Source organism: Pelomonas sp. Root1444, from assembly GCF_001426885.1.
Lineage (GTDB): Bacteria > Pseudomonadota > Gammaproteobacteria > Burkholderiales > Burkholderiaceae_C > Pelomonas.
The window spans coordinates 344292-370243 of the sequence record NZ_LMFP01000013.1 but is presented as its reverse complement, the minus strand read 5'-3'; the positions used below and the strand labels follow the sequence as shown (position 1 = coordinate 370243).

Genomic DNA, 25952 nt, shown 5'->3' with positions numbered 1-25952 from the left:
CCTGCATGGATCCCGGGTCGGTTCAGCTAGGCTGCGCGCCGTTCGCTTCGGCTCCAAACTTCCGCCACCGCTTCGATGACCCACCGTGAGCGCATTGCACGATTTGCACACCTCTCGACAGAGCTTGCCCTGCAAAGTGACCAGCAGTTGGCTCAACTGGTGGACGGAGCCGAGCAATTGGCGTCGGGCATCGGCGGGACCACTCTGACCTTTGCGCTCGCCGGACACCAGGTGTTCGCAAAGCGTCTGCGGCTGACCGAGTTGGAGCTGCACCCCGCACACCAGATGTCGACGGCGAACCTCTTCGGGCTTCCGACGTATTGCCAACGCAACGTCGGCTCGGCAGGTTTCGGTGCCTGGCGCGAATTGGCCGCCAATGTCATGACGACGGGCTGGGTGCTGTCGCAGCAGCTGGAGAGCTTTCCGCTGATGTACCACTGGCGTGTGCTGGACGGCCCGTCGTCCCCCGCAGCCGCACCGCCACCCGTCGAATGGACTGACGTTGAACGCATGACCAGCTATTGGGGTGGCTCCGGCGCGATGCGGGCTCGCCTGGTTGCGCTCGCTGAAGCCAAGTCCAGCCTCATGCTCTTTCTGGAGCACGTGCCGTGGACGCTCGGTGCGTGGCTGGAGCGCCAAATTACTCCGCGCAGCAAGGTGGCAATTGAGCCTGCGCTCGCGATGGTCGAGCGCGGCCTGACCGTCGACATCCCATTGATGAACTCATTGGGTTTGCTCCACGGCGATGTCCACCACGGGAACATCCTGACCGATGGCCAACGGCTGTACTTCGCCGACCTCGGCCTGGCCACATCGTCGCGTTTTGCGCTTTCGGCAGACGAAGTGAGCTACCTGCACCACAACGCGAGCCTCGACCGCGGCTACGCACTGGCCAAATGGGTCAATGGGTTGGTAAAAGCCTTCGCGCCTGCGGTAGACAGCCCGCTGGATCGTTTCGAATTGGTGCGTGCCGCCGCACAGGGTCAAGCAATGCATCAACTCGTCCCCGGTATTCCTTCCAACGTGGCCGAGATCATTCACCGCCATGCGTGGATCGCCACGATCGTCAATGACTTCTACGTCAAGCTGCACAGTGAAGACAGACGTACCCCATATCCACGCGACGAAATCGAGGCCTTGCTTGGACGGATCGCATCGGCGACCTAGCAGATGACCCGGGCAGCCGGCGACGTGCGGCCGCGTGCCAGAGCCTGCCACGGGTCAGAGGCACATCGCCGTCCGTAGGCACGAGCAGCCCGCAGGGGCGATCTGCTTGCGGTTTGATGCCGCAAGGCGAGGCCGGTTTCGCTTCAGGCGCCCGGCGGAACCCGCATGTCCGTCACGCGGCGCTGGCGGCGCGAGGCGGCCGTGCGCAAGTGCACCAGCGACTCCACGCGCTTGAGCAGCTCGCGGTCGTTCCAGGGCTTCTTGAAGATGCCGTACACGCCTTCGATCTGGCCCACGCGGCCGTGCAGCTCGTCGTGGCCGGTGATGGCGATGACCGGCAGGTCCTCGGTGGTCAGGCTGCCGTGCACGTCGGCGATCAGCTCGAAGCCGTCCTTGTTGGGCATCTCGAGGTCCGTGATCAGCACGGCGATCTCGGGTTTTTCTTCCAGCTGCGCGAGGGCCTCGTTGCCGTCGTTGACCTGCACGACGACGAAGCCGGCGCCTTCCAGCAGGCGGCGCAGCTTGGTGCGCACGACGGCGGAGTCGTCGGCGATCAGCACGGTGGCCGGGCCGTCGGGCTCGGCTGCCGGGGCAGCGGGCGGCTGCATCGGTGTGGGCGTGGGCGCCGTGACGAAGGCGCTGGCCATGGACGGGCCGGCGCCGGGCGTGCCTGGCAGGGGCGGCAGCACCACCGGTGGCTGCGCGGTGCGGCGCGTCCCTTCGGGCGGGCGCGGCGGCGGCGTGTACTCGCGCGGCGGACGGTAGTCGTCACGCTTGAAGGCGGCGATGAGCACGATGATGGCCAGCGGTATCGCGATCAATACCGGCATCAGGTAGGCGCCCAGCAACTCCTGCAATTCGTGAAACATCGACTCCATCCGTGGGGTGTAAGAGCGAGCAGCCTATCACCCGGCCGTGGCCCCGGCCATGCAGGAATGCCGCATATCAGGCTTCGCACGCGTCGGGCTTCGAGTTCCGTCGTGGCTTCCGTGGGGCTGCGGGACCGGCGAAGGTCATCCTTGGGCGAGGGGCTTCAGAACGTCAGCACGAAGCGCGCGCCGCCGCCCGGCCGCTTGGCATGCCGCACCGTGCCGCCCAGGCCGTGCACCAGCTGGCGCACGACGGCCAGCCCCAGGCCGCTGCCGCCTTCGCGCGTCGTGAAGAAGGGGGTGAAGATGCGCCCCTCCAGCCCCGGCGCCACGCCCGGGCCGTTGTCGCTGACCGTCAGCCGCAGCCGCGCGCCGCGGCTCAGTCGCGCTTCGACGACCAGCACCGGCGCAGGCCGGCCGGCACAGGCCTGCAGCGCGTTCTGCGCCAGGTTGATGAGCACCTGTTCCAGCTGGGCCGCGTCGGTGCGCAGCGCCAGGCTGGCCGGCTCGACGGCGATCTCCACCGTGCCGCCGGCCTCGGCCCACGCTGGCGCGACCAGCCGCTGCACCGCCTGCAGCAGCGGCAGCAGCGGCACGTCCGCCAGCGTCGGCGCCGGCGGCTGGCTGACGCTGCGGTAGCGCTCCACAAAACCCTGCAGGTGCGCGGCGCGGCGGGCCAGCGTGGCCAGCGCCGCGTCCAGTTCCTCGCGCTCGCCCGCGGCCAGCAGCGCCGGTGCGCTGGCCGCGAGCGACGCGATCGGCGTCAGCGAATTCATGATCTCGTGCGTCAGCACCTGCACCAGCTGGCGCCAGGCCACCAGCGTCTCGGTTTCCAGTTCCGACTCGATGGGCGCCAGCGCCGCCAGCCGCCAGGCCTGGCCCTGCACGGTCAGCGCCGAGACGGCCAGCACGGCGCGCTCCTGGCCGTGCTCGGTGGGCAGCGTGACGACACGCCGGCCCGGCTCGGCGTCCACGAGCGCCAGCAGCGCGGCCGGCTCGACGGCGCGGCCGGGCGCGATCAGCCGGCGTGCGGCGGCATTCAGCGCCAGCGGCGGGCTGCCGGCGACGAGGCGCCACAGCGCCAGCGGCGCATGCTCCAGCGCGGCATCCAGGTCGGGGTGCGGCGCGGGTGGCGGCTCCGGCGGCAAAGGCTTGGGTTGATGGGCCAGGCGGCTCAGCGCGGCCCAGCCGAAGGCGGCGGCGATGAGCCCGGCCAGCACACAGGCGACCAGCAGGCGCGGCGAGTCCAGCGTGGCGACCGCGCCGGCCGCACTGCCCGCGAGCACCAGCGCCGCGGCCGCCACGCGGGCGCGCTCAAAGGCCATGTTTGTCCAGCCGCCGGTACAGCGCCGCGCGGCTCACGCCCAGCAGCTTGGCCGCCTGGCTGATGTTGCCGTCGGCCTGCGCCAAGGCCGCCTGCACCGCTTCGCGCTCGCGCCGGGCGAGGTCCAGTCCCTGCTCGGCGGGGGCCGGTGCGGCCAGGTCGGGCAGGCCGAAGTCGGCGAACGTGAACACCGGGCCGCGCGCCAGCAGCGTGGCGCGCTCGCAGGCCTGGCGCAGCTCGCGCACGTTCCCCGGCCAGCGATAGGCGGCCAGGCGCGCGAGGGCTTCGGGCGCCAGCTCGACGGGGCGCTTGGCGAATTGCGCGAGGTAGTGGCGCAGCAGCAGCGCGATGTCCGCCGCGCCGCGCTCTCGCAGCGGCGGCACGCGCAGCACCACGGTGTTCAGGCGGTAAAGCAGGTCGGGCCGGAAGCGCCGCGCGTCGAACAGCTCGGCCTCGGGCACGTTGGTGGCGGCCAGCACGCGCACGTCCACCGGCACCGGGCGGTCGCTGCCCAGCGGCGTCACCTCACGGCGCTCCAGCGCGGCCAGCAGCTTGGCCTGTTGGGCCAGCGGCAGGTTGCCGATCTCGTCGAGGAACAGCGTGCCGCCCGCCGCCGCGACGAAGCGCCCAGGCCGCGACTCGCGCGCATCGGTGAAGCTGCCGCGGCGGTGGCCGAACAGCTCGCTCTCCACCAACGCCTCCGGCAGCGAGCCCATGTCCACGGCCAGCAGCGGGCCGGCCGCGCGCGGCGAGGCCGCGTGCAGCGCGCGCGCCACCAGCTCCTTGCCGACGCCGTTCTCGCCCAGGATCAGCACGCTGGCCTCGCTGGCGCCTACCTGCGCGATCTGCGCGCGCAGCGACTGCATCGCGGCCGACTCGCCCAGCAGCTCGCCCACTGCAGGCGCCGGTGCACGGCGCGCGAGCGCGGCCTGCACGCAGGCGACCAGCCGCTCGTTCGCCCAAGGCTTGGTGATGAAGTCCACCGCGCCGGCCTTCAGCGCCTGCACGGCCAGCTCGACCTCGGCATAGGCCGTCATCACGACGACGGCCGGCGCTGCGACCTGGCCTTGGCGCGCGACGACCTCGCGCAGCAGCGCCAGGCCCGCCGCGCCGTCGCTCGCGCCGGGCGTGAAGTTCATGTCCAGCAGCAGCACGTCGGGCCGGGTCTCGTCCAGCGCGGCCATCAGCTCCGCGGGCGCATGCCGCACGGCCACGGGCGCCAGCTTGCGCAGCGCCAGCCGCGCGGCCAGGGCCACGTCGGGGTCGTCGTCGAGGATGAGGATCATGGGAGGGCGCGACTCTAAGGGTGCGCGGGAGTCGGGGCAAGGCGGTGTCCGGAAGCGGACAGTGCCAGTGTCCGCAAGCGGACGTTCAGCGTGCCTTGCGGCCTTGTTCTCCCGGGGCAGACCGCCTGGCCCGGCTCTTGCAAAAAGAGCCGCCATGAACCTGCTTTCCACCACCCTTTGGCGCGGCGCCTGGCGCCAGCTGCGCGCCGAGCCCGGCCCCGCCGCCCTCGTCATCGCCGGCCTGGCGCTGGGCCTGGCGCTCACGTTGCTGACGGTCGGCTTCCTGCGCGACGTGCTGTGGCCGCATGCCCACCTGCCCGAGGCCGACCGCCTCATTGCGTTCGAGTGGAAGACGCGCTCGCCCGGTGGCGGCCACAGCGACTGGCTGAGCCATGTTCCCAACACGCCGCTGAGCCGGGCGTTGCGCGACACCGGCGCGCCGGTGGGTGCGATGAGCCGCGTCATCTCGCTGCCGCTGCTGTCGCGCGCTGTGGATGCCCAGGGCGCCACCCACCATGCGCGGCTGACGACGGCGCTGGTGGACCCAGACTTTGAAGCCCTTTTCGGCGTGCGGCCCATCGCCGGCGACCTGAAGGCCGCGCTGACGGCGCCCGAAGGCATCGCGCTGACGGAGGTGGGTGCGAACAAGCTGTTCGGCACGACCCAGGTCGTCGGCAAGCCGGTCAGCGCGCTGATCACGGTGGATGGGGACAACGGCCAGCCGCAGTCGGTGGAGCTGACGTTGACCGTCATGGCCGTGCTGCCCTCGGCCAGCCTGAATTCATCGGTCATCTACGAGGCGTTGGCCGGTTTCAACGCGCCGCCTGCCAAGGCCTATGTCGAGCGCGCCAGCATGTGGACCTGGGGCAACGGCCATCTCTATGCCCGCCTGCAGCCCGGCGCCACGGCCGCCCAGGTGGGTGCGCTGGCCGATCGCCTGTTGCAGAGCCAGCCCGTGCCCAAGGGCCTGCCGGCCGATTTCCTGAAGGGCGGCGGCTCCTTCGCCACGCTGCGCGCGTTGCCGGTGGCCGACCTGGGCTTGCACGGCGCCGGCAGCGGCCAGCGCCGCCTGCAGCTCGGCAGCCTGGCGGCCGCGGCGGCGGGCGTGCTGGCGCTGGCCGTCATCAACTTCATCAACCTGTGGAGCGTGCGCACGCTCAGGCGCCAGCGCGAGATCGGCCTGCGCAAATCGCTGGGCGCCGGCGCGCCGGCGCTGGCGGTGCAGTTCTTCATCGAGGCGCTGGCCGTGGCCGGGCTGGCCGGCGCGCTGGGGTTGCTGCTGGCCTGGTGGGGCACGCCGCCGCTGTCCGCGCTGCTGCAGCACTTCTTTGAAGCGCCCGTGCTGGCCCCCGGCATGGTGGCATTGACCGGCCTGCTGTGCGTGCTCATCGCGGCGTTGAGCGCGCTGCCGCTGACGCACATCGCGCTGCGCGTGCGGCCCGCCGAGTCGCTGGCCGGGCGCAGCCACAGCGAGGGCGCGGCCAGCCGCTGGCTGCGCCGGCTGATGACGACGGTGCAGTTCGGCGCCGCCGCGCTGTTCACGGCGATGGCGTTGACGGTGGCCTGGCAGAGCCGGCACGTCGCCGACATGCCGCGCGGTTTCGAGGTGGAGAACCGCCTGGCCGTGGACCTGCCGTGGGAGACACGGCCGGCGCAGACCACGGCGCTGCTCGCGCGCATCCAGGCCTGGCCCGAGGTCGTGGCCGCAGCAGCGTCCGAGGACGTGCCGGGGCGCGACTTCGGCGATTGGTACATCGACTACACCGGCCCCAGCGGGCAGGCCCTAGCCTTGCGCAACGGCGCGAATTTCACGCCGGGCTATCTGGACGTGTACGGCATGCGCCTGCTGGCCGGCCGGCTGTCGGCCGACCACCGCGCCGAGGTGGCCCAGCACGGTGGCGTGCTGGACCGCAGCGCCGTGCGGGCGCTGGGCTTTGCCAGCCCCGAGGCGGCCATCGGCCAGACCATCCTCGACGACGGCAAGCCGGTCACGGTCGTCGCCGTCATCGACGACATCCGGGTCGAAGGCCCGCGCAGCCCGGCCATGCCGCACATCCTGGTGCCGGTGACCGAGCGCGGCTCCGGTGTCATCAGCGTGCACAGCCGCAACCCGGCGGAGACGCGCCGCAAGCTGGCCGATCTCGTCAACCAGACGCTGCCCGACGCCCAGGCGCAGGTGCTGTCGGTGCGCGAGCAGCAGGCCCGCAAGATGGCCGAGGACGTGCGCCTCGGCCAGCTCATCGCCGTGACCGGCGCGCTGGCGCTGCTGCTGGCGGCCGTGGGCATCTACGCGCTGGCCGCCTACACGCTGCGCCGCCGCGAGCGCGAGATCGTGCTGCGCAAGCTGCATGGCGCCGGGGCCGGCGCCGTGGCACGGCTGCTGGGCAAGGAGTTCGCCGCCGTGCTGGCCGCGGCCTGCGTCGTCGCGCTGCCGGTGGCGGCCTGGGTCACGCAGCTCTACCTCAGCGGCTTCGTCGCACGGGCACCGGTGGGGCCGGGGTCGCTGTGGGTGCTGCTCGCGTCGGTCGTGCTGCTGGCCGTCGTCACGGCCATCGCCGTGGCCCGCCACCTGCGCGCGGCGCTGGCGCTGCGGCCGCTGCAGGCGCTGCGGGGTTGATGTGGCAATGAACGCATTCGCCACCGAGGCACCGGGCGCGCGATGAGCGACATGGCCGATCAAAGGCACATCTCCGGCGCCGCGATGGACCGCCGCGTGGCCGCACCGAAGCGCTACAGCCTGGTCGTGCTGGCGGTGACCGTCGCACTCGCGGGGGCAGTGCTGCTGCTGCGCTACTGGCCGCGCGGTGTGCCCGTGTCGCGCGCCGACGTGGAGATCGCCGCGGCCAAGACCGGCCCGTTCCGCGACGTCGTCGTCGGCCGCGCGACGGCGCAGCCGCTGCAGTCCGTGCTGCTGGACGCGACCGAGGACGGCCGCGTCGAGCAGGTGCTGGTGAAGGACGGCGCGCGTGTGGAGGCCGGCCAGCTGCTGGTCGTACTCAACAGCACCCAGCGCGCGCAGGAACTGATGGCACGCTCCAGCGAGGCCGCGCAGCAGCTGGCCAACTTCTCGACGTTGCGTGCCGCGTGGATGCAGGCGCAGGCCCTGCAGCGCCGCACGTTGACGGAGGGCCAGTTCGAGCTGGAGCGCGTGCGCCGGCTGCACCAGCGCAATGCCGGCCTGGCCGCGCAGGGCTTCCTGTCGCCGTCGGCGCTGGAGGACTCGGCCGACAAGCTCGCGATGGCCGAACGCCTGTTCGCCCAGCAGCAGGCCGACGGCCGCGAGGAGCTGGCCGTGCGCGAGCAGTCCGTGCAGGCCATGCAGCGCGCCGTGGCCGACCTCAACAGGCGGCTGGACGCGATGCGCACCGCCAGCGAAGGCCTGGCCGTGCGCGCGCCGGTGGCCGGCCGCGTGACGGGCCTCGCGCTGCAGGTCGGCGAGAGCGTGCGCAGCGGCACGCGCATCGCACGGCTGGACAGCCTGGGCCGCTTCAAGCTGGACCTGCGGTTGGACGAATACCACCTCGGCCGCGTGCACGAAGGCCTGGCTGCGTGGTTCACGCAGGACGGCCGCGACCACGCGCTGCACGTCGCCCGCATCGACCCGCAGGTGAAGGACGGCCGCTTCAGCGTCGAGCTCACCTTCGATGCCGAGCCGCCGCCGCTGCAGGTCGGCCAGGGCCTGGATGTGCGCCTGACGCTTGGCAACACGCAACAGGCACTGCTGCTGCCCGACGCCGGCTTCTACGCCGACACCGGCGGCGCCTGGGCCTTCGTGCTGGCCGCCGACGGCCGCCATGCCGACCGCCGCCCGCTGCAACTCGGCCGCCGCGCCGACGGCGTCATCGAAGTGCTGGGCGGCCTGCAGCCCGGCGAGCAGGTCGTCGTCTCACCCTACCGCGCCTTTGCGGGCGCCCCGTCCATCGAACTCCACTGAGCCATGTTCACCCTCAAGCACCTCACCAAGACCTTCCACACCGGCGACATCGAGACCACCGCGCTGGACCGCATCGACCTCGACATCGAGGCCGGTGAATACCTCGCCATCACCGGCCCGTCGGGCTGCGGCAAGTCCACGTTGTTGGGCATCCTCGGGCTGCTGGACGCGCCGAGCGGCGGCGAGTACTGGTTCGACGGCCACAACGTGGCGGGCTGGAGCGAGAAGCAACTCAACACGCTGCGCCGCGGCCGCATCGGTTTCGTGTTCCAGAGCTTCAACCTCATCGACGACCTGAGCGTGGCCGAGAACATCGGCCTCGCGCTCGAGTACGGCGCCATGCCGCAGCGCGAGCGGCGCGCGCGTGTCGCCGAGGTCATGGAACGCCTGGGCCTGACGCACCGCGCCGGCCACCGCCCCAGCCAGCTCAGTGGCGGCCAGCAGCAGCGCGTGGCCATCGCCCGCGCCATCGCCGCCCGCCCGGCGCTGCTGCTGGCGGACGAGCCCACCGGCAACCTCGACAGTGCCCACGGCGCCGAGGTCATGCGCATCCTGCGCGAGCTCAACGCCGAGGGCACGACGCTGGTCATGGTGACGCACTCGCTGGAGCACGCGGCGCAGGCATCGCGGACGTTGCGGCTGTTGGATGGGCGGGTGGTGGTGGACGCGGTGGCGGCGGTGGCCTGAACGGGGCAAGGCGGATCCGCGAAGGGTTTCACGAGAGCCGGCAGGGGCAACGCTGAAACGGCGGCGCGGCCGGGCCCCGGTGGCAGTCAGGCGCGAATCGCCCGCTTAGGATGCCGCCCCATGCACCCCCTAGTTCGTGGCCTGGCGGCCTGGTTGACGGCCCTTGGCATGGGCCTGGCCCTGGCCGACGCCGGCCCGCTGGAGGTGCAATTCCGCAGCGTCGCCGTGCCGCAGAACTCGGTGCCGGCGATCGCGCAGGACCGAGCGGGGTTCATGTGGATCGCGACGAGCAAGGGGCTGACGCGCTACGACGGCTACCGGCTGCGGCCCATCGAGCTGGCGGGCGACACGCCGTCGCAGCGCAACCTGGGCTGGGTGCGCGCGCTGGCCCCCGGGGCCGACGGGCGCATGTGGATAGGCACCGAGTTCAAGGGCCTGGTCGCCTATGAGCCGGGGCAGGACCGCGTGGCCAGCCATGCCGACAGCGGCCCGCAGGCGCCCATCCGCGCGCTGGCCGAGGACCGTGACGGCGCCGTCTGGGTCGGCACCATGGGGCGCGGCCTGCAGCGCTACGACCCGCGGACGAAACGCTTCGAGCCGCAGGCGCTGGACTGGCGCGGCCAGGCCGAGGCGCGCGTGCTGGCGCTGCATGTCGGCGCCGACGGCACGGTGTGGGCCGGGCACTGGCGCGGCCTGTCCCGGCGCGTGAAGGGCGGCTGGCAAGACGTGGCCCTCCCCGGCCTGGCGGACGGCGCGCCGGTGCTGGCGCTGGCCGAAGACCGCGGCGGCCGCCTCTGGCTGGGCACGCAGGACGGGCGCCTGGGCGTCGTCGAGCAGGGCCAGGTGCGTTGGGTGCAAACGCTGGGCCATGCCGTCCACGCGCTGGCCGAAGGCGCCGACGGCCGGCTCTGGGTGGGTAGCAAGGGCGGCCTCTTCTGGGTGAACCCGGCCAGCGGCCACATCGACGCCCGGCTGCGGCAGGACCCGCGTCGCGTCACGGGCCTGGCCGGCAACGACATCAGCGGCCTGCTGCGCGACCAGAGCGGCGCGATGTGGGTCAGCGGCTATGGCCTGGGCGTGCAGCGCCACCTCCACCACCCCGCGCTGGCGGTGCGCGGGCCCGATGCCGACCCGGCCGGCCCGCTGGCCGAGGCGGACGTGCGCGCCGTGCTGGCGTTGCGCAGCGGCGAGGTGCTGGCGGCCGCGCAGGCCGGCCAGGTGGTGCGGCTGGACGGCCGGCCTGGCCGCGAGCTGGCGACGCTGGGCAGCTGGCCGCGCGAGCGGCGCAACGTCGTCGAGATGATGGCCGAGGCGGCCGACGGCAGCCTGTGGATGGCCGCGGCCGGCCGCCTGGAGCACCGCGCGCCCGACGGCCGCCTGCTGCGCGACTGGCCGCTGGACGGTGGCCGCGCGCAGCAGCTGCTGCCGCGCGCCGACGGCAGTGTCTGGCTGGGCATGCAGGAAGGCCTGTACCGCCTGGACGGCGCCACGGCGGCGGCGCTGGAGCGCGTGCAGCCGCTGGGCGAGGCGCGCCTGCACGGCGGCGTCTACACCGTGCGTGAGGCGCCCGACGGCCGGCTGTGGGTGGGCGGCCAGCAAGGCCTGTTCCGCGAGCGCGAGGCGGGCGGTGGTGGCCTGGAGCCGCTGCCCCAGGCACCCGGCGAGGCGCTGTCCACCCCCATCGTCATGGCCCTGCTGTGGAGCCGCGACGGGCGGCTGTGGGTGGACACGCCGGCCAGCGGCCTGCACCGGTTGCGCGGCTGGGACGCCGCGGGCCGCGCGCGCTTCGAGCGCATCAGCGAGCGGCTTGGCGTCGAAGGCGTGTTCGGCGGCAACCTGCACGAGGACAGCCAGGGCCGCATCTGGAGCCAGCTCTACGTCTACGACCCGGCGACCGACCGCATCGACAGCTTCGGCGCCGCCGAGGGCGCGAACTTCGGCAGCTTCTGGTTCTTCGCCAGCGCCGAGCTGCCCGGCGGCGCACTGCTGTTCGGCGGCAGCCGCGGCCTGTTGCGCGTGCAGCCCCAGGCCTGGCGCGCCCCGGCCACCAGCCCGCCGCTGGTCATCGCCGGCCTGCGCGTCAACGGCCAGCCGCAGGGCCTCATGCGCCCGCCCGGCGCGGGCCTGGCGCTGCCGCCGGGCAAGCGCACGCTGTCCATCGAGTTCGCGGCGCTGGACTATGCCGACCCGGCGCGGCCGCGCTACGAGTACCGCCTGCTGGGGCTGGACAGCGAATGGACGCGTGTCGACGCCAGCGCGCGCAACCCCAGCTTCGGGCCGCTGCGGCCGGGCCACTACACCTTGCAGGTGCGCGCCACGTCGCACCAGACGCTGTGGGGCACCGAGCAGCTGCAGCTGCCCATCGAGCTGGCGCCGGCCTGGTGGGAAACCACGCCCGCGCATGCCGGCGGCGTGCTGCTCGGGCTGGCGGGCATCTGGGGCTGGACGCGCTGGCGCACCCGCAAGCTGCGCCGGCACGAGGCCGAGCTGCAGACCCTCGTGGACGAGCGCACCGCCGAGCTGCGCGAGCTGAGCCTGACCGACGCGCTGACCGGGCTGCGCAACCGCCGCTACCTGGAGATGCGGCTGGACGACGACCTGCGCCTGTGCCTGCGCCGCTTCGAGGCGCCGGCCGGCGACGGCCCGGGCCATGCCATCGGCGCCAAGGCCGACCTGCTGCTGATGCTGCTGGACGTGGACCACTTCAAACGCATCAACGACCAGCATGGCCATGCTGCCGGCGACGCGGTGCTGGTGCAGCTGGCCCAGCGGCTGCGCCAGGTCTTCCGCGAGACCGATTCGCTGGTGCGCTGGGGCGGCGAGGAGGTGCTTGCGCTGGCCCGCGAGACCGAGCGCCGCGACGCGCCCGAGCTGGCCGCGCGCGTCTGCGCCGCGGTGCGCGAGCAGCCGTTCGACATCGGTGGGGGCGAGACGGTGCATGTGACCGTCTCCATCGGCTTCTGCGCCTTCCCGCTGGACCCGAAGCAGCCGCGGCTGTGGGACTGGCGTGCCTGCCTGGCGCTGGCCGATTCGGCGCTGTACGCCGCCAAGGGGCAGGGCCGCGACGGCCATGTGGGCGCCGTCCGCGCCGACGGCCTGCCGCCGCGCGAGGCGCCCTACAGCCTGAGCGGCTGGCTCACCGAGCCGCGGCTGCAGGTGGCGCGAGGCACGGCCAAGGACGCGGTCGGCTCTGGCTGACGGCTTGGGGCGGCCCGGCGCTCGGCCCGGTGGGTCGTGCGCGACGCGCATGGGGAAACTGCGGGCGCGAATCGTGCCTGATCCGCCGACCGCGGCCCGGCCGCGGTGACACACTCGCCCCCCATCGCAGGGATGGGAGACAGGCGTGTCGCAGAACACAAACGGGCCGTTTCAACTGACACGGCGCCGCGTCATCGGCAGCGGCGCCGCGGCCGTGACCTTGCTGGTGCACGAGCTGGCGCTGGCCTTCAAGCCGCCCGGCATCCGGACCCCCGGCGCCCGCCCGCCGGCGCCGGACACGCCGACCCAGCCGCACGCGCCGCCCGGCGCGCCGAACTGGTCCGGCGGGCCTGGCAAGGCGCGTTTTCGCATCGACGGCCTGGCCAAGGTCACGGGCCAGAAGATCTACGCCCGCGACTTCCGCGCCAACGACATGCCGGGCTGGCCGCAGGTCGAGCGCATGGCAATGATCCTGCGTGCCACGCAGCCGGGCCTGGTCTTCACGGGCCTGGACCTGGCGCGCCTGCAGGACGCCCAGGCCCTGCCGCTGCTGACCCTCACGCAGGCGCCGCTGCCGGGCTTCGCCTGGCCGCAGCGCGACCTCGCCTCGCTGAACCTGCAGCTGCCCTTCTCCACCGCGGGCGCCGACGGCATCAAGCAGCTGCTGGTGCCGGTGGGCAGCGCGCCGCAGTTCTACGGCCAGCCGGTGGCCATCCTCGTCTTCGCCGACAACAACGCCTACCGCCGCGCCAAGCGCGCGCTGCAGTTCGAGCCCGGCGTCGTCAAGACCGGGGCAGCCCCGCCACCGCCGCCCACGCCGCCCGCCAAGGCCTACGCCCCGGTCAACTACCTGACGCGTTATGAGGCCGCGGGCATCGCGCCCTTCTCGCAGGTGCAGGTGGGCTGCGCGTCCGACCCCTTCCAGCCCGACAGCGCGAGCCAGCCCTACAACACGACGGCCAAGGCGCTGCGCGGGCGCATCGATGCGACGCTGCAAAGCGCCAGCCCCGCGCTGCTGCAGCTGGGCGGCACCTACACGACGCAGGTGCTGGACCCGATGTTCATGGAGCCCGAGGCCGGCCTGGCCTGGCTGGACCGCGCGGGCGACGGCACGCTGAGCCTGGTGCTGGGCACGCAGGCCACCAACGGCGACGCGGGCGACAGCCTGGCGATGTTCGGCGGCACGGGCTGCCCCATCCACGTCAAGACCGTGGCGCTGCACTCCTGCTATCCCGGCGGCGGCTTCGGCGGGCGCGACGTGTCCACCTTCCCGGCACTGCTGGCCGTCACCGCGGCGCTGGCCGACGGCCCGGTGCGCATCGCGCAGGACCGCTACGAGCAGTTCCAGGGCGGCCTCAAGCAGCTGGCGAGCCGCATCACGCAGCGCATCGCGGTCGACGCCAAGAGCGGCAGGTTCATCGCCTTCGGCAGCCAGCAGGTGCTGCCCGCCGGCGGGCAGAACAACTACAGCCAGTTCGTCGCCATGCTGGCCGCCTACTGCGGCCTGAGCGGCTACGACATCCGCCAGGCCTATGTGGACGCCATCGCGCAGCCCAGCACCGGCGTCGTCGCCGGCTCCATGCGCGGCTTCGGCGGCCCGCAGGCCAGCTTCGCGGTCGAGACGCTGGTGGACGAGGTGGCCGTGGCGCTCCAGCGCGACCCGATCGAGCTGCGCGAGATCAACGCGCTGCAGCAGTTCGACCGCACCATCACCGGCGCGCCGCTGACGCAGGCGATGACGCTGCGCGAGATCTGCCGCCGCGCGCGCCAGCACCCGCTGTGGCGCGAGCGCGAGGCGGTCAAGGCACGCAAGGCGCGCGAGGGCGTGCGCTACGGCGTCGGCTTCGCGCTGGCCAACCAGGCCTATGGCACCGGCAAGGACGGCGTCATGGCCGAGGTGGCTCTTGCACCTGACGGCCGGCTGACCGTGCGCACCAACTGCGTCGACATGGGCAACGGCTCGGCGACGACGCTGGCCATCAGCACGGCCGCCTGGCTGGGCCACAACGCGCACGACGTCGTCATGGGCGACGTGGGCAGCTTCAACGCGCTGGACCTCAACAACACGCCGGGCGGCAGCTGGAGCGACCCGCGCTGGACGGCCAGCTTCAGCATGTCCAGCAGCGCCTGCCTGACGGCCTTCCACCAGGTCCACGTCACCGAGCAGGCCAGCCGCGTGCTGTTCGAGGCCGGCCTGCTGCCGGCCGCCGCGGCGATCTGGGGCGTGCCGCTGGCGCAGCTGCAGGGGCGCACGCGCTGGGAGGCCGGGCGCCTGGTGGTGCCGGGTCTTGCGCCGCTGCCCTTGCCGGCGCTGGCGGCCAAGGTGCACGAAGGCCGGCTCACGGCCGCGGCGATGGTGCATGGCTTGTACGAGGGCGCCTGGGTGTCGGCCACCTACGCCGTGCCGGTGGGCGCGCCGTTGCTGCTGCCCATCGACGGCCTGTCACTGCGACCGGCCGGGCAGTCGACGTGGACGCCGGTGCTGCGGCAGGACGTCATGCCGCCGAGCCCGGAGGCGGCGCTGTACGGCCGCAGCCTGTATGCGCCGTCGGGCGTGCTGGTGGCCGTCGAGATCGCGCCGCGCAGCTTCGAGCCGCGGGTGGTGGCGGTGGAGTTGATGCTGGACGCGGGCAAGGTGCTGCAGCGCGACCTGCTCGTTGGGCAGGCGCAGGGCGGCGTGGCGATGGGCATCGGCTATGCGTTGCTGGAGGACTTGCCGCTGGAGGCGGGGGGTGCGGGCGACGGGCGGTGGAACCTGGACCGGTATCACGTGGCGTTGTCGTCCGACGTGCCTTTGGGTCGGGTGGGGATCACCACGTTGCCCTCTGATGAGCCGACGGCCAAGGGCATCGCGGAGGCGGTGCTGTGCCCGATCGCGCCGGCGATTGGCAATGCGATTGCGCATGCGACGGGGAAGCGGTTTCGGGCGTTGCCGATCACTGCGGCGGATATTGGGAGGGCTTTGGGATGAGTGGGTTTGTGCCTAGGCCCAGCGGGGATTTCGCCCCCGCAGGCGAGTCACTTTCTTGGGCGCCCAAGAAAGTAACCAAAGAAACCGCCCCCGAACCGCACCGCCCTGCGCTTCGCTCCGGGTTCCCTGCGGTACTCAGACCCGAAGCCCCGCGCCGAACTCGCGCCGCTACGCTCTGCTCAAACAAGCGTCGCGAGTCAGATCTTCAGGCGAGCTTCGCTCGCGGGCTTCGGGTCTTCCGTTCCTCGGCGGCGCTACAGGGGGGAAGAGAAATACCTCGTGGCGAACGGCTTTCGGGTTTGGCTGTTGGCTGTTCGGCCGTTCAAGGGGCTCGGTCGCCCGCGGGAGCGAACTCCCGGCATGGGCCTTGGCGCTCACCTGACGCAGCGAACAATCAACCCACGAAGGCGGAGCCCCAGCCATGACCGACCTCGTCCCCGTCCAATTCCACGTCAACGGCCGCCCCATCAAAGCGACCGTCCCCACCGACCTCCCCCTCGTCGACTTCCTGCGCGAAGAGCTGGGCCTTGCCGGCACCCGCCTGTGCTGCGGCATCGGCGTCTGCAAGGCCTGCACCGTCGCCGCGCGCCGCGTGCCCACCAGCCAGGCGCAGCCCATGCTCGCCTGCTCCACGCCCGTCGCCCTGCTGCAAGGCCAGTCCATCACCACCGTCGAAGGCACCGGCAGCATGGAGAAACCCAGCGCCGTGCAACAGGCTTTCCTCGACCACTTCGCCTTCCAGTGCGGCTATTGCACGCCCGGCTTCGTCATGGCCACCGAGATGCTGCTGGGCCGCCTGCGCGTGCAGCCCGTCCAGCGCGACCGGCTCGACGCGGCGATCGAAGAAGCCGTCGGCCAGCACATCTGCCGCTGCACCGGCTACGCCCGCTACCACCAGGCCATCCGCGCCGTGGTGCTGGCGGAGAAAGGCCTGGTGACCGCATGAGGGCGCTGCTGCTGCTGGCGCTGTGCGCCTCCGCCCAGGCCGAGACGCTGTTCGAGTACGGCCGCCAATGCGCCGCGCAGGTCAGCGAGATCCCCGCCTTCAACTGCATGGCCGGCGAGGAGATCCCCATCACCGTCGACGGCAAGCCGGTGCCGCCCCAGCCCGCGCCGGCGCGCTGCGACAGGCCGTCGCTGCTGCCCCAGCACGACGCCGGCAGCCAGGGCCAGTGCGTGCCCGGCAGCCGCGCGCTGGTGCTGCGCGACGACAAGACCGCGCAGATCAGCGCCATCTGCCGCAAGCAGGTCGCGCGGCCCGCGGGCAGCTGGCTGTTCGACGAAATCAACGTCATCTCGCACAGCCTGAAGGACGGCAAGACCTGCTGGTTCACCGCCAAGGCGCAGGCGCCGCTGAGCGCTGCCAGCGGCATCGACGGCCGCTGGGTGCCTTCGCCCAGCACGCTGACGCGCAAGCCGCCGCCGCCGAGCCCCGAGGGCGTGCGCGCGCTGCCGGCCGACAAGGTCTGGCAGACGCCCCACCAGGTCGCCTGGAGCCAGCCGGCCTGCATCAACTGCCACGACAGCGGGCCGTTCATGTACTCGCCCTACATCGCGCAGACGCGGCAGCTGCCCGGCGACCCTTTCGGCGACTACCAGCCCAAGGCCATCGGCGCGGACTTCAAGAAGGCCTGGGCGAAGCTGCACGCCTTCGGCATCACGACGCGCGGCAACACCTGCACGGCCTGCCACCGCATGGGCAACATGAACTCCTGCCAGGTCGCGATGAACCAGTCCACCGGCCGCGCGCCGCAGGAGGGCGGCGACGAATGGTCGAAGAGGTTCCCGCAGTCGCATTGGATGAGCCCGGGCAACCTGCACAGCAAGGCGCAGTGGGACGAGCAGTTCAGCGAGAGCCTGAAGAAGCTGGCCGCGTGTTGCGAGAACCCGCAGGGGGCGGGGTGCCAGGTCGTGGAGTACGGGCCGAAGGGCGCGTTGCCTCGCAAGCAGCCGAAACCGTGACTGCCGAAGCCAGGTGATCTTCAACCTCTTACGAACCTCATCAGCCGCCCCCGATAGTCCGCCCGCCCCGCCCCCGCGCTCAGCAGCGTCTCGCTGAACTCGAACCCCAGCCCCGCCATCCGCTTGACGAAGGCCGCGCGGTTGCTGCGGTTGGGGTCCACGATCAGCAGCTCGCAGCGCGGCAGCGCATGCCGCTCGATGAAGGCCGCCAGCGCGCCGCCGTCGTCGCGCTCGTAGAGCACGTCGCTGCCGATGATGAGGTCGAAGCGACCCTGGACCTTGGGCGCGCCGCCCTCGGCGGCCACGGCGTCCTCGTTCCAGTCGCCATGGCAGTAGCGCATCGGTGCCAGCGCGTTCAGCCGCAGGTTCTCCAGCAGGAAGGCGCCCGCCAGCGGGTGGATGTCGCTGGCCGTGACCTCGGCGCCGCGGCGGTGGCAGACGAGACTGGCCAGCGCCAGGCCGCAGCCGATCTCCAGGATGCGCTCGCCCTCGGTCAGCGGCCGCACCGCCATCGCGGCGGCCAGATGCAGGCCCGAAGGCCAGACCTGGCCGAACAGCGGCCATTGGGCGGCTGAAATGCCCAGCGCCTGCGCGGCGCCAGCGGGGTCGGCGAACTGGTCGTTGTCGAACAGGGAGCGGATCTGCAGGTCGGCCGCGCCGTCGATGGCGAGGGACCTGACCTTGACTTCGTAGCCGGGCATGCGCGCCTCCGGTGTGCTGCGTGACGGATCGCAATGCGACACGGGGAGGTCAGCGCCGCTGGTTCGCAGCGGCCGGGCGACAGGCCGGCGGGGCAAGACGTTGGCGGCGCGCGGTGCGCGGCCCCGGGGCAGTGTAGGCCGCTCAGTTCATCAGGCTGTAGGGGCCGCCGCGCTCCAGCGCCTTCTTGTAGGCGGGCCGCGCGTGGATGCGGGCCAGGAAATCCTGCAGCTTGGGGTAGCCGTCGAAACCACCTCGCGCCGCGGCGGCTTCGACGGGGAAGCTCATCTGCACATCCGCCGCCGAGAACGCCGCGCCGGCGAACCAGGGCCGTGCGCTCAGCTGGCCTTCGAGGAACTTCAGCTGCGCATCGATGTTGGGCTGCACGAAGCTCGTCAGCACCTTGTCGGCGATGCCCTTGGCGATGGGCTTGACGAAGAAGGGCATGGGCGCGCGCTTGATCTTGTTGAAGATCAGCTTCATCACCAGCGGCGGCATGGCCGAGCCCTCGGCGAAGTGCATGAAGTAGCGGTAGTCCAGCAGGTCCTGCTCGCCGGTGGGCTTGAGCCGCCCCTGGCCGTGGCGCTCTACCAGGTACTCCAGGATGGCGCCGCTCTCGGCCACGGTCAGCCCGCCTTCGGTGATGACGGGCGACTTGCCCAGCGGGTGCACGCGCTTCAGCTCCGGCGGTGCCAGCGAGGTCTTGGCGTCGCGCTGGTAGTGCTTGATCTCGTAGGGCAGGCCCAGCTCCTCGAGCAGCCAGAGCACGCGTTGCGAGCGGGAGTTGTTGAGGTGGTGGACGGTGATCATCCGGCGAGTGTAGGCAGGCGATCCCGAGGGCGTGGAACCTGGCGCGCCGGGCCGCCCGCGTTCAGCGAAGCGGGCCTGGACGAGGGGCCGTTCATTCAGGCGCCAGCAGCCGGCCGAACACCAGTTTCACCGCCAGCAGCCCCACGCCGGCGGCCGCCACCAGCACCGCGTGCAGGCCCCAGAACTGCGAGCCCGGCATCGTCTCCAGCAGCCCGGCCAGCCAGCCGACGAAGCTGTTGCCGAAGAACAGATGCAGGTAGTAGATGCCGATCATGACGCCCTGCAGACCGCGCGGTGCGGCGCGCGAGTACAGCGCCAGGCCCACCGGCATGATGTTGGCGAAGCCGATGTTGTTGACCAGCGAGTAGGCGAACGACCACAGGATGCTGATGCGCGCGCCGCCGCCTTCGATGGCCAGCGCCGGGATCATCAGCAGTGCTGGTGCGCAGGCGGCGACGAAGCAGGCCAGGGCCATCTTGGTGATCTCGTCCGGCTCGCGCCGCCGCGTGGCCCACCAGCGCCAGAAGGCCAGCGAGGCCAGCATGGCGCCGGTGCTCGTCAGCGCGTCCACGGCCTGCAGCCAGGTCACCGGCACCTCGAAGCCGGCGACCACCATGTCCATGTGCTGCTGCGACCACAGCGGGAAGCCGTTGTTGTATTGCTGGTTGCCGACGATGGACAGCATCAGGAGGGGCAGGATGGCGACCAGCAGCACGACCTGCAGCACCGCGCGCCGGCCCAGCGGCTGCTTGACCGCGGCGGCCTTGGCGCCGCCTCGCGCCGCCGAACGTGTCGATTCGGGCGGCAGCCAGCGCCGCCCGGCCAGGTAGACGCACAGGCCGATCAGCATGCCCACGCCGGCCGAGCCGAAGCCCCAGTGCCAGCCCACCTTCTCGCCCAGCGTGCCGCAGACGATGGGCGCCGCGATGACGGCCACCTGCACCGCCAGCATGAAGATCTGGAAGGCGCTGGCGCGGCGCTTGTCGCCGGGCGCGTACAGGTCGCCCACCTGGGCGGCGATGTTGCCCTTGAAGCAGCCCACGCCCAGCAGCAGGCAGCCCAGTGCCGGCAGCAGCGCGGCCTCGAAGGCCATCAGGAAATGGCCGATGGCCATCAGCAGCGCGCCGATGACGACCGTGCGCGTGCGGCCCAGCCAGCGGTCCGCGACCAGCCCGCCGAAGATGGGCAGCAGGTAGACCAGGCCCACGTACAGGCCGAACACGGCGGACGCGAGCTGCTGCGTCGAGCGCGGCCCGGTGACGTTCTCGATGCCGCGGCGCAATGCGTCCATGCCGGCCACCTGGCCGATGTTCTCGGGCATGAACAGGTAGTTGCTGAGGTACAGCACCAGCAGCGCCTGCATGCCGTAGTAACTGAAGCGCTCCCACAGCTCGCAGAAGGACAGCCAGCCCAGGCCGGCGGGGTGGCCGAGGAAGGCGCGGTCGTGGCGGGCGCGTGCGTCGGTGGTGGCGTCGGTGGCCGCGTTCAGGTTGGCGGAGGTCAAGGACATTCCCGTGGATTGGAAAGGCGCGACTGTCCCTGCACGCCGTTGCGCTGGCAATCGGCAGTGGCCCGGGCGTGACGGACGGCATGCCGCACGGGCGTGAAATGATCGCCCCGCACCGCAACGACAGGAGGACTGCATGAAGAGGCTGGCGACGGCAGGGCTTGCGCTGGTGCTGCTCGGCGCGGCGGTGGCAGCGGACACGCCGCCGCCGCTGCCACCGCCGCGCGAGCTGGACGCGATGCTGGCGAGGTTCGACGTGCCCGGCATCGCGGTGGCGACGTTGAAGCAGTGCGAGCCGGACGAAGCCGCCGTGGCGGGCCGGGCGTCGCTGGACCCGCCGAGCCCGGTCACGCCTGCCACCGTGTTCGAGGCGGCCTCGCTGTCCAAGCCGGTCTTCGCGTGGCTGGTCATGCAGCTGGTGGACGAGAAGGTCATCGACCTGGACCGGCCTTTGGCCCCGACCTTCGACTACGCGCGCATCCCCGACAAGGCCGCCTATGCGCGGTTGACGCCGCGCATGGTGCTCACGCACCGCACCGGCCTGCCCAACTGGGTCGACGGCGACACCGAGTTCCCGCAGCGCGTCGCCCCCATCCCGTTCCAGCACCCACCAGGCACGGCCGACAGCTACTCCGGCGAGGCCTTCCAGCTGCTGCAGGCCTTCGTCGAGAAGCAGACCGGCCAGACCTTGCAGGCGCTGTTCGAGGCTCGGTTGAGCCGGTGGATGCCGCACTCGACCTTCACCCGCCCGCTGCCCCGGGGCACCGTGGCGTCGCGCGGCTACCGCATCGCGACGCAGGCCAGCGGCGGGCGCGACATGACCAACCTGACCGACTTTGCGATGTCGGCCGCCTCGCTGGTGACGACGGCGCAGGACTACGCCCGCTTCCTGTCGCTGGTGTGCAAGCGCGAGGGCCTGTCCCGCGCGGCCTACGACGACATGCTGCGGCCGCAGGTGCCGCTGCCCAAGGGCGACTCGCCATGGCCCGCGTCCCGCGGCCTGGGCTGGGCGATCACCGACCTGGGCGGCACGACGCTCATCAGCCACAACGGCAGCAACGGCGAGTACCGCGCCTTCGCCGGCTTCGTGCGCGAAACCCGCGACGGCATCGTCATCCTGACCAACGGCGTCAAAGGGCGGGCGTTGATCGAGGCGCTGCTGCAGCCGCCGCCCGCGCCTGAAGCCGGGACGAAGGCCCCATGAATTCACGCGTCCTCGTCACCGGCGGCAGCGGCTACATCGCCGGCGTGCTGATCCGCCAGCTGCTGGCCGCCGGCTGGCTGGTGAACACCACCGTGCGCGACCTGGCGCGCGAGCCGGCGCTGCGCCAGCTGCTCGGCGTGGCGCCGGGTGACGAACAGCTGCGCTGCTTCGCCGCCGACCTGCTGCACGACGCCGGCTGGGCCGAGGCCGCGGCCGGCTGCAGCCATGTGGCCCATGTCGCGTCGCCGCTGCCGGCCGGCGTGCCGCGCGATGCCAACGAGCTGATCGTGCCGGCGCGCGATGGCGCGCTGCGTGCGCTGAAGGCGGCGCGCGACGCGGGCGTGCAACGCTTCGTGATGACCTCATCCGTCGCCGCCATCGCGTATGGCCACGGCCCCGGCGAGCACCGCTTCACCGAGCGCGACTGGACGCGGCTGGAGGTGCCCGGCATCCCGGCCTATGTGCAGTCCAAGACGGTGGCTGAACGGGCGGCGCGCGACTGGGTGGCGCGCGAGGGTGGCGGGCTGGCGTTCTGCACGGTCAACCCATCCGTGGTGTTAGGCCCGGTGGCCAGCGCCGACTATTCGGCCAGCGTGCTCATCGTGCGCAGCCTGCTCGAAGGCCGCATCCCGGCCCTGCCCCGCATCGGCTTTGGCATCGTCGATGTGCGCGACGTGGCCGACCTGCACGTTCGCGCGCTGACCGCGCCAGACATGGCCGACGAGCGCTTCATCGCCTGCGGCGGCTTCCTGTGGCTGCGCGAGATCGCCGCGGTGCTGCGCGCTGAACTCGGCGAGCAGGCGCGGCGCGTGCCGACGCTTCAGATGCCCGACTGGGCCATGCGGCTGCTGGCCAGGGTCAGCCCGACGGTACGGGCGGCGGCGAGCGAGCTGGGGACGGTGCGGCACCAGGATTCAGCCCATGCGCGGGAGGTACTGGGCTGGGTGGCGAGGGCGCCGAGGGAGGCCATCGTGGCGACAGCGCGGGACCTGATCGCGCTGGGCGTGTTGCCGCGGTAGGGCGGGTCGGGATCCGCCGTTTGTTTGACTTGCACCGATGCCGGCGGGTCATGACCCGCCCTACCAGGAGCGCTGCGGGGGTGCCGCTACAACCTTGTTCGGCAAGGCGATTCAGAGTGTCGGGGACTGCCTGCTGGCGTGCCAGAACGCCAGGATCACCACTTTGTCTGGCAGCGTTTGGTAGTAGACGTGATACCGGATGCGCGAGAGAAACAGCCGTCGCAGATCCGGATAGCGCGGCGACGCGGACCGCGCACCCAGTTCGGGTTGCAACGCCAGCAGGCGGAGTGCGTCCTCAAAATCGTCGGCCACGGCGTGTGGCGCAGCCTGCCGGTTCTCGCGCCACCACAACGCTGCCCGCTCCAGCTGGGCGGCAGCCCGGCGGGTCACCACCACGCTGACGTGGCCGCTCACGAGGCGGTGCGAATGCGCTGCAACAGCGCTTCAGCGGGCATCGTCTCGTCGCGTTCCAGCTCTCCCAGCGATGCCTGCAACTCGGCCTCGAGTTGAGGGGAGACGAGAAAGGTCTCATCCCGGTCGCGAGCCAGGATGGTCACGACAGTCCCTTCGGGCAGCGGGTCGCCTTCGATGACGATCTTGCCGCCAATGACGGTGCCGGTGGTGAGCTGCATGGGCGGCATGGTACGCCTCACCTCACCCGCTTCTGCTGCAACGACCTCGCTCCCTTCAACCGCCGCGTGCGAAGAGCTCCAGATTCGCCCAGGCAACTTCTGGCGTCAGAAGGACGAGCCCGTCTGCACGATTCCATACCGACGAACGCTCGTTTTCATCCGGCCATGCGTGGTGCCAGCCATAGGAAACCAAGGACAGGATCTGTTCGAACGCGGCAACCTTTGCCGGCTGAAGGTCAAAGGTGAACTCGTACAGCTCCGGTAGTTTCCAGTAGCGCTTGGGTTCAGCGGCCGCTGTGGGGCGCCACGCAGCCAATGCGTCGCAAAGCCGCAGCCTTAGCGAGTGGGCGGTCGACTCATCGGCGCAGTTAGCGAAGGTGCGGAGAAACAGGCAGAAGTCCGCCGCCATTTCCGCTCACCGCCCCCGCCGCTGCCACAACGGCTTCTTCCCCTTCAGATGCCGCTCGATGCCGTCATTCAACCGCCCGCGCAGGTCGATGACCGCCTCGACATGCCCGAACACGTCCGGGAAGCGCAGGTCCAGCCACAGCCACAGCGTGCATTGGCGCAGCGCCTGCTCCATGCGGTCCAGGCGGCTGTGCTCGTCGACGTCGTCCAGGAACCAGGGCGTGCCGGCCTTGCCGGTGCGGGCGTGGCTGGCGGCCCAGGCCTGGAACTGCTCCACCACCTGCGGCAGGCGGTCGTCCACCGGCGCCTGCGCGTAGCGGAAGCGCTCCTGCAGCGACAGCGCGCCGGCGTTGCGGTCCAGCATCTCGGCCAGGCCCAGCATCTGCTCCAGCTCGGCCACCTCGAAGTGCGCGTCGTCCAGCCGCAGCTGCTGCATGAAGACGGTCAGCACCTGGTGCAGGCTGTTCACGCCCAGCCGCTGTGAGATGGTCTGCACATGGCGCCAGTTGGGGGCCACCGGGCACTTGAAGTCGCGCGGCGCGCGCGGCTCCTTGGGCAGCAGGCTGCGCAGCGTCTTCATCGCGTCGGCCTCGGCCTCCTTGAGCACGCTGACGAAGCCCTCGTCGTGCATGCCGTAGCGGCCCGCGCGGCCGGCGATCTGGTGCACCTCGCTGACGCTGAGCTCGCGGTCACCGACGCCGTCGAACTTGGTCAGCGTCGAGAACAGCACGCGGCGGATGGGCAGGTTCAGGCCCATGCCGATGGCGTCGGTCGCGACCAGCACGTCGCTCGCTCCCACCGCAAAGCGCTCGGCCTCGCGGCGGCGCACCTCGGGCGGCAGCGCGCCGTAGATGACGCTGACGACATGGCCGCTTTGCGCGATCTGGTCGCGCAGCATCAGCACGTCGCGGCGGCTGAAGGCCACCACGGCGTCGCCCGCGTGCAGGTGCGTCATCGGCACCGGCGCGGGCATCAGCTGCACCTGCTGCTTGCGCTCGAACACGCGCTTCTCGGGCTTTTCGCCGCACAGCAGCAGCAGCCGCTCGATGGCCGGCGCCGCATAGCTTGAGGCGATGATGATGAGCTCGCGCGCCGGCACGCCGACGATGGCCTGCGTCCAGGCCCAGCCGCGCGAGTCGTCGAAGATCATCTGCGCCTCGTCGATGACCGCCACGTCGATGGTGTCGCGCGTGTTGACCATCTCGATGGTGCTGCTCACCACGCGCGCGCCGTCGGCCGGCACGTTCTCCTCGCCGGTCAGCAGGGAGCAGGGCACGCCCCGGGCCACGAGCCGGTCGCGCCCTTCCAGGGCCAGCAACCGCAGCGGCGCGAGATATGCGCCGTCCAGTGCCTGCGCCAGCCGTTCGAAGGCCGAATAGGTCTTGCCGCTGTTCGGCGGGCCCAGGTACAGCGTCACCTTGCGGCCCAGCTTGCGCGCTGCGTCGAAGCTGTCGGGGTAGCCCTGGAAGGCCAGCTCGCGGCCCAGGCTGGCCAGCGTGTCCTGCTCCTCGACCTGCTGTTCCCAGCGGTCCTGGGCGCGGGTCAGCGCGGCCTTCAGGTCCTGGTAGGGCATGGGCACGCCGCATTCGGCCTGCAGCCGCGGCAGCAGTGACGCGAGCTGGCTCGCATGGCCCATGGCCTCGCTGCGCGCGATGAGGTGGTTGAGGTGCAGCGTCAGCTCGGCCGTGTACGAGTACTCCGGCGCCTGGCCCAGCGCGGCGCGCAGCACATGGGCGTCGCCGTCGCGGAAGAAGGCCCAGACGGGTTCCTCGGGCACGGGCACGCGGTGCGACAGGTCGATGCGCCAGCCCTCGTGGGCCAGCGTGATCGGGTGCACGCACAGCCGCGTGAACACCAGCCCTTCGCGGCGCAGGCCCAGGCCTTCGAGCTGGGCCATGCGCTGCTGCAGCTGCGGGCGTAGCGTGTTGGTCTGCGGCGTGGCCTCGAGCTGGGCCAGGGCGACGGGGATGTGCTGGGGCAGGATCCAGCGGCTGGGCCGGCCGCCGCCAGCGGCCCTGGAGATCTGGATGCAGCCCAGGCGGTCCAGCATCTCGTCGCTGCCGGCGTCGAAATCGGCGGGCACCAGCACCTGCGGCAGCGCATGGGCCGCCTGGCGCACGCGGGCCCAGTCTTCGGGTGCCAAGCCGGCGGGCAGGCGGGCGGCGTGGCGGGGTTGCGGGAGGGGAAAGGCCGGCGCTGGCGGCCGGGCATCGGGGGTCTCGGGCTTCACGCCGGAAGTGGAACACAGGCCAGCGCGCAGGCCCGCCGGCCTGCC

At 71.9% G+C, this 25952-nt stretch carries 20 protein-coding genes; 10 read left to right on the top strand and 10 right to left on the bottom strand.

Features of this window, described 5'->3' with window-relative positions:
- Window positions 1-75 precede the first annotated feature (75 nt).
- Entirely contained in the window at window positions 76-1167 is a 1092-nt protein-coding gene (locus ASD35_RS15230; protein WP_056875784.1) for a hypothetical protein, read from the top strand.
- Between the two features lie 143 nt (window positions 1168-1310).
- Here ASD35_RS15230 and ASD35_RS15225 read toward each other — a convergent pair whose 3' ends face one another.
- The 3 genes from ASD35_RS15225 to ASD35_RS15215 all read right to left on the bottom strand — a co-directional run bounded on the left by ASD35_RS15225 (window position 1311) and on the right by ASD35_RS15215 (window position 4646).
- Complete coding sequence (locus ASD35_RS15225; protein WP_162254469.1) at window positions 1311-2036, bottom strand: PleD family two-component system response regulator; 726 nt, start codon at window positions 2034-2036, stop codon at window positions 1311-1313.
- A gap of 164 nt (window positions 2037-2200) precedes the next feature.
- Complete coding sequence (locus ASD35_RS15220; protein WP_056875782.1) at window positions 2201-3361, bottom strand: PAS domain-containing sensor histidine kinase; 1161 nt, start codon at window positions 3359-3361, stop codon at window positions 2201-2203.
- Window positions 3351-4646 carry a sigma-54 dependent transcriptional regulator gene (locus ASD35_RS15215; protein WP_056875781.1) on the bottom strand — a complete coding sequence of 432 codons (1296 nt, stop codon included), beginning with the start codon at window positions 4644-4646 and terminating at the stop codon, window positions 3351-3353. Before ASD35_RS15215 ends, ASD35_RS15220 begins: the two co-directional genes overlap by 11 nt.
- A gap of 154 nt (window positions 4647-4800) precedes the next feature.
- Here ASD35_RS15215 and ASD35_RS15210 point away from each other — a divergent pair, with 154 nt between their 5' ends.
- The 7 genes from ASD35_RS15210 to ASD35_RS15180 all read left to right on the top strand — a co-directional run bounded on the left by ASD35_RS15210 (window position 4801) and on the right by ASD35_RS15180 (window position 17398).
- Window positions 4801-7263: an FtsX-like permease family protein gene (locus ASD35_RS15210; RefSeq protein WP_056875780.1), complete on the top strand. Its 2463-nt coding sequence runs from the start codon at window positions 4801-4803 to the stop codon at window positions 7261-7263.
- A gap of 51 nt (window positions 7264-7314) precedes the next feature.
- Window positions 7315-8580: an efflux RND transporter periplasmic adaptor subunit gene (locus tag ASD35_RS15205; RefSeq protein WP_162254468.1), complete on the top strand. Its 1266-nt coding sequence runs from the start codon at window positions 7315-7317 to the stop codon at window positions 8578-8580.
- A 3-nt stretch (window positions 8581-8583) separates the two neighbouring features.
- Window positions 8584-9267 (top strand): ABC transporter ATP-binding protein, encoded by a 684-nt coding sequence (locus ASD35_RS15200; RefSeq protein ID WP_056875778.1) that lies wholly within the window; start codon window positions 8584-8586, stop codon window positions 9265-9267.
- A 120-nt stretch (window positions 9268-9387) separates the two neighbouring features.
- Window positions 9388-12465, top strand: coding sequence for a ligand-binding sensor domain-containing diguanylate cyclase (locus ASD35_RS15195; RefSeq protein WP_157275584.1), 3078 nt, complete (start codon window positions 9388-9390; stop codon window positions 12463-12465).
- 145 nt (window positions 12466-12610) lie between these two features.
- Window positions 12611-15436 carry a xanthine dehydrogenase family protein molybdopterin-binding subunit gene (locus ASD35_RS15190; protein WP_056875776.1) on the top strand — a complete coding sequence of 942 codons (2826 nt, stop codon included), beginning with the start codon at window positions 12611-12613 and terminating at the stop codon, window positions 15434-15436.
- A gap of 421 nt (window positions 15437-15857) precedes the next feature.
- A complete protein-coding gene (locus ASD35_RS15185) occupies window positions 15858-16382 on the top strand; it encodes a (2Fe-2S)-binding protein (RefSeq protein WP_056875775.1) in 525 nt (174 codons plus the stop codon).
- Complete coding sequence (locus ASD35_RS15180) at window positions 16379-17398, top strand: hypothetical protein (RefSeq protein ID WP_056875774.1); 1020 nt, start codon at window positions 16379-16381, stop codon at window positions 17396-17398. The genes ASD35_RS15185 and ASD35_RS15180 overlap by 4 nt, the downstream gene beginning before the upstream one ends.
- 20 nt (window positions 17399-17418) lie before the next feature.
- On the opposite strand, the gene ASD35_RS15175 is transcribed toward ASD35_RS15180, so the two are convergent.
- The 3 genes from ASD35_RS15175 to ASD35_RS15165 form a co-directional block, all read right to left on the bottom strand.
- On the bottom strand, window positions 17419-18099 hold the full coding sequence (locus ASD35_RS15175; protein WP_056875773.1) for a methyltransferase: 681 nt from the start codon (window positions 18097-18099) through the stop codon (window positions 17419-17421).
- A gap of 142 nt (window positions 18100-18241) precedes the next feature.
- A complete protein-coding gene (locus ASD35_RS15170) occupies window positions 18242-18907 on the bottom strand; it encodes a glutathione S-transferase family protein (RefSeq protein ID WP_056875772.1) in 666 nt (221 codons plus the stop codon).
- A 91-nt stretch (window positions 18908-18998) separates the two neighbouring features.
- Window positions 18999-20417: a peptide MFS transporter gene (locus ASD35_RS15165; RefSeq protein WP_157275583.1), complete on the bottom strand. Its 1419-nt coding sequence runs from the start codon at window positions 20415-20417 to the stop codon at window positions 18999-19001.
- A 133-nt stretch (window positions 20418-20550) separates the two neighbouring features.
- Here ASD35_RS15165 and ASD35_RS15160 point away from each other — a divergent pair, with 133 nt between their 5' ends.
- Together ASD35_RS15160 and ASD35_RS15155 are read left to right on the top strand one after the other, a co-directional pair.
- Window positions 20551-21618 (top strand): serine hydrolase, encoded by a 1068-nt coding sequence (locus tag ASD35_RS15160; protein WP_056875771.1) that lies wholly within the window; start codon window positions 20551-20553, stop codon window positions 21616-21618.
- Window positions 21615-22637 (top strand): NAD-dependent epimerase/dehydratase family protein, encoded by a 1023-nt coding sequence (locus tag ASD35_RS15155; RefSeq protein WP_056875770.1) that lies wholly within the window; start codon window positions 21615-21617, stop codon window positions 22635-22637. Before ASD35_RS15160 ends, ASD35_RS15155 begins: the two co-directional genes overlap by 4 nt.
- Window positions 22638-22748: 111 nt before the next feature.
- Here ASD35_RS15155 and ASD35_RS15150 read toward each other — a convergent pair whose 3' ends face one another.
- The 4 genes from ASD35_RS15150 to ASD35_RS15135 are packed head-to-tail and all read right to left on the bottom strand — an operon-like array spanning window position 22749 to window position 25907.
- A complete protein-coding gene (locus tag ASD35_RS15150; RefSeq protein ID WP_056875769.1) occupies window positions 22749-23051 on the bottom strand; it encodes a type II toxin-antitoxin system RelE/ParE family toxin in 303 nt (100 codons plus the stop codon).
- Entirely contained in the window at window positions 23048-23269 is a 222-nt protein-coding gene (locus tag ASD35_RS15145) for a hypothetical protein (protein WP_056875768.1), read from the bottom strand. The genes ASD35_RS15150 and ASD35_RS15145 overlap by 4 nt, the downstream gene beginning before the upstream one ends.
- A gap of 55 nt (window positions 23270-23324) precedes the next feature.
- Entirely contained in the window at window positions 23325-23678 is a 354-nt protein-coding gene (locus ASD35_RS15140; RefSeq protein WP_056875767.1) for a hypothetical protein, read from the bottom strand.
- A gap of 6 nt (window positions 23679-23684) precedes the next feature.
- Window positions 23685-25907 carry a helicase-related protein gene (locus ASD35_RS15135; RefSeq protein WP_056875766.1) on the bottom strand — a complete coding sequence of 741 codons (2223 nt, stop codon included), beginning with the start codon at window positions 25905-25907 and terminating at the stop codon, window positions 23685-23687.
- Window positions 25908-25952: the final 45 nt, after the last annotated feature.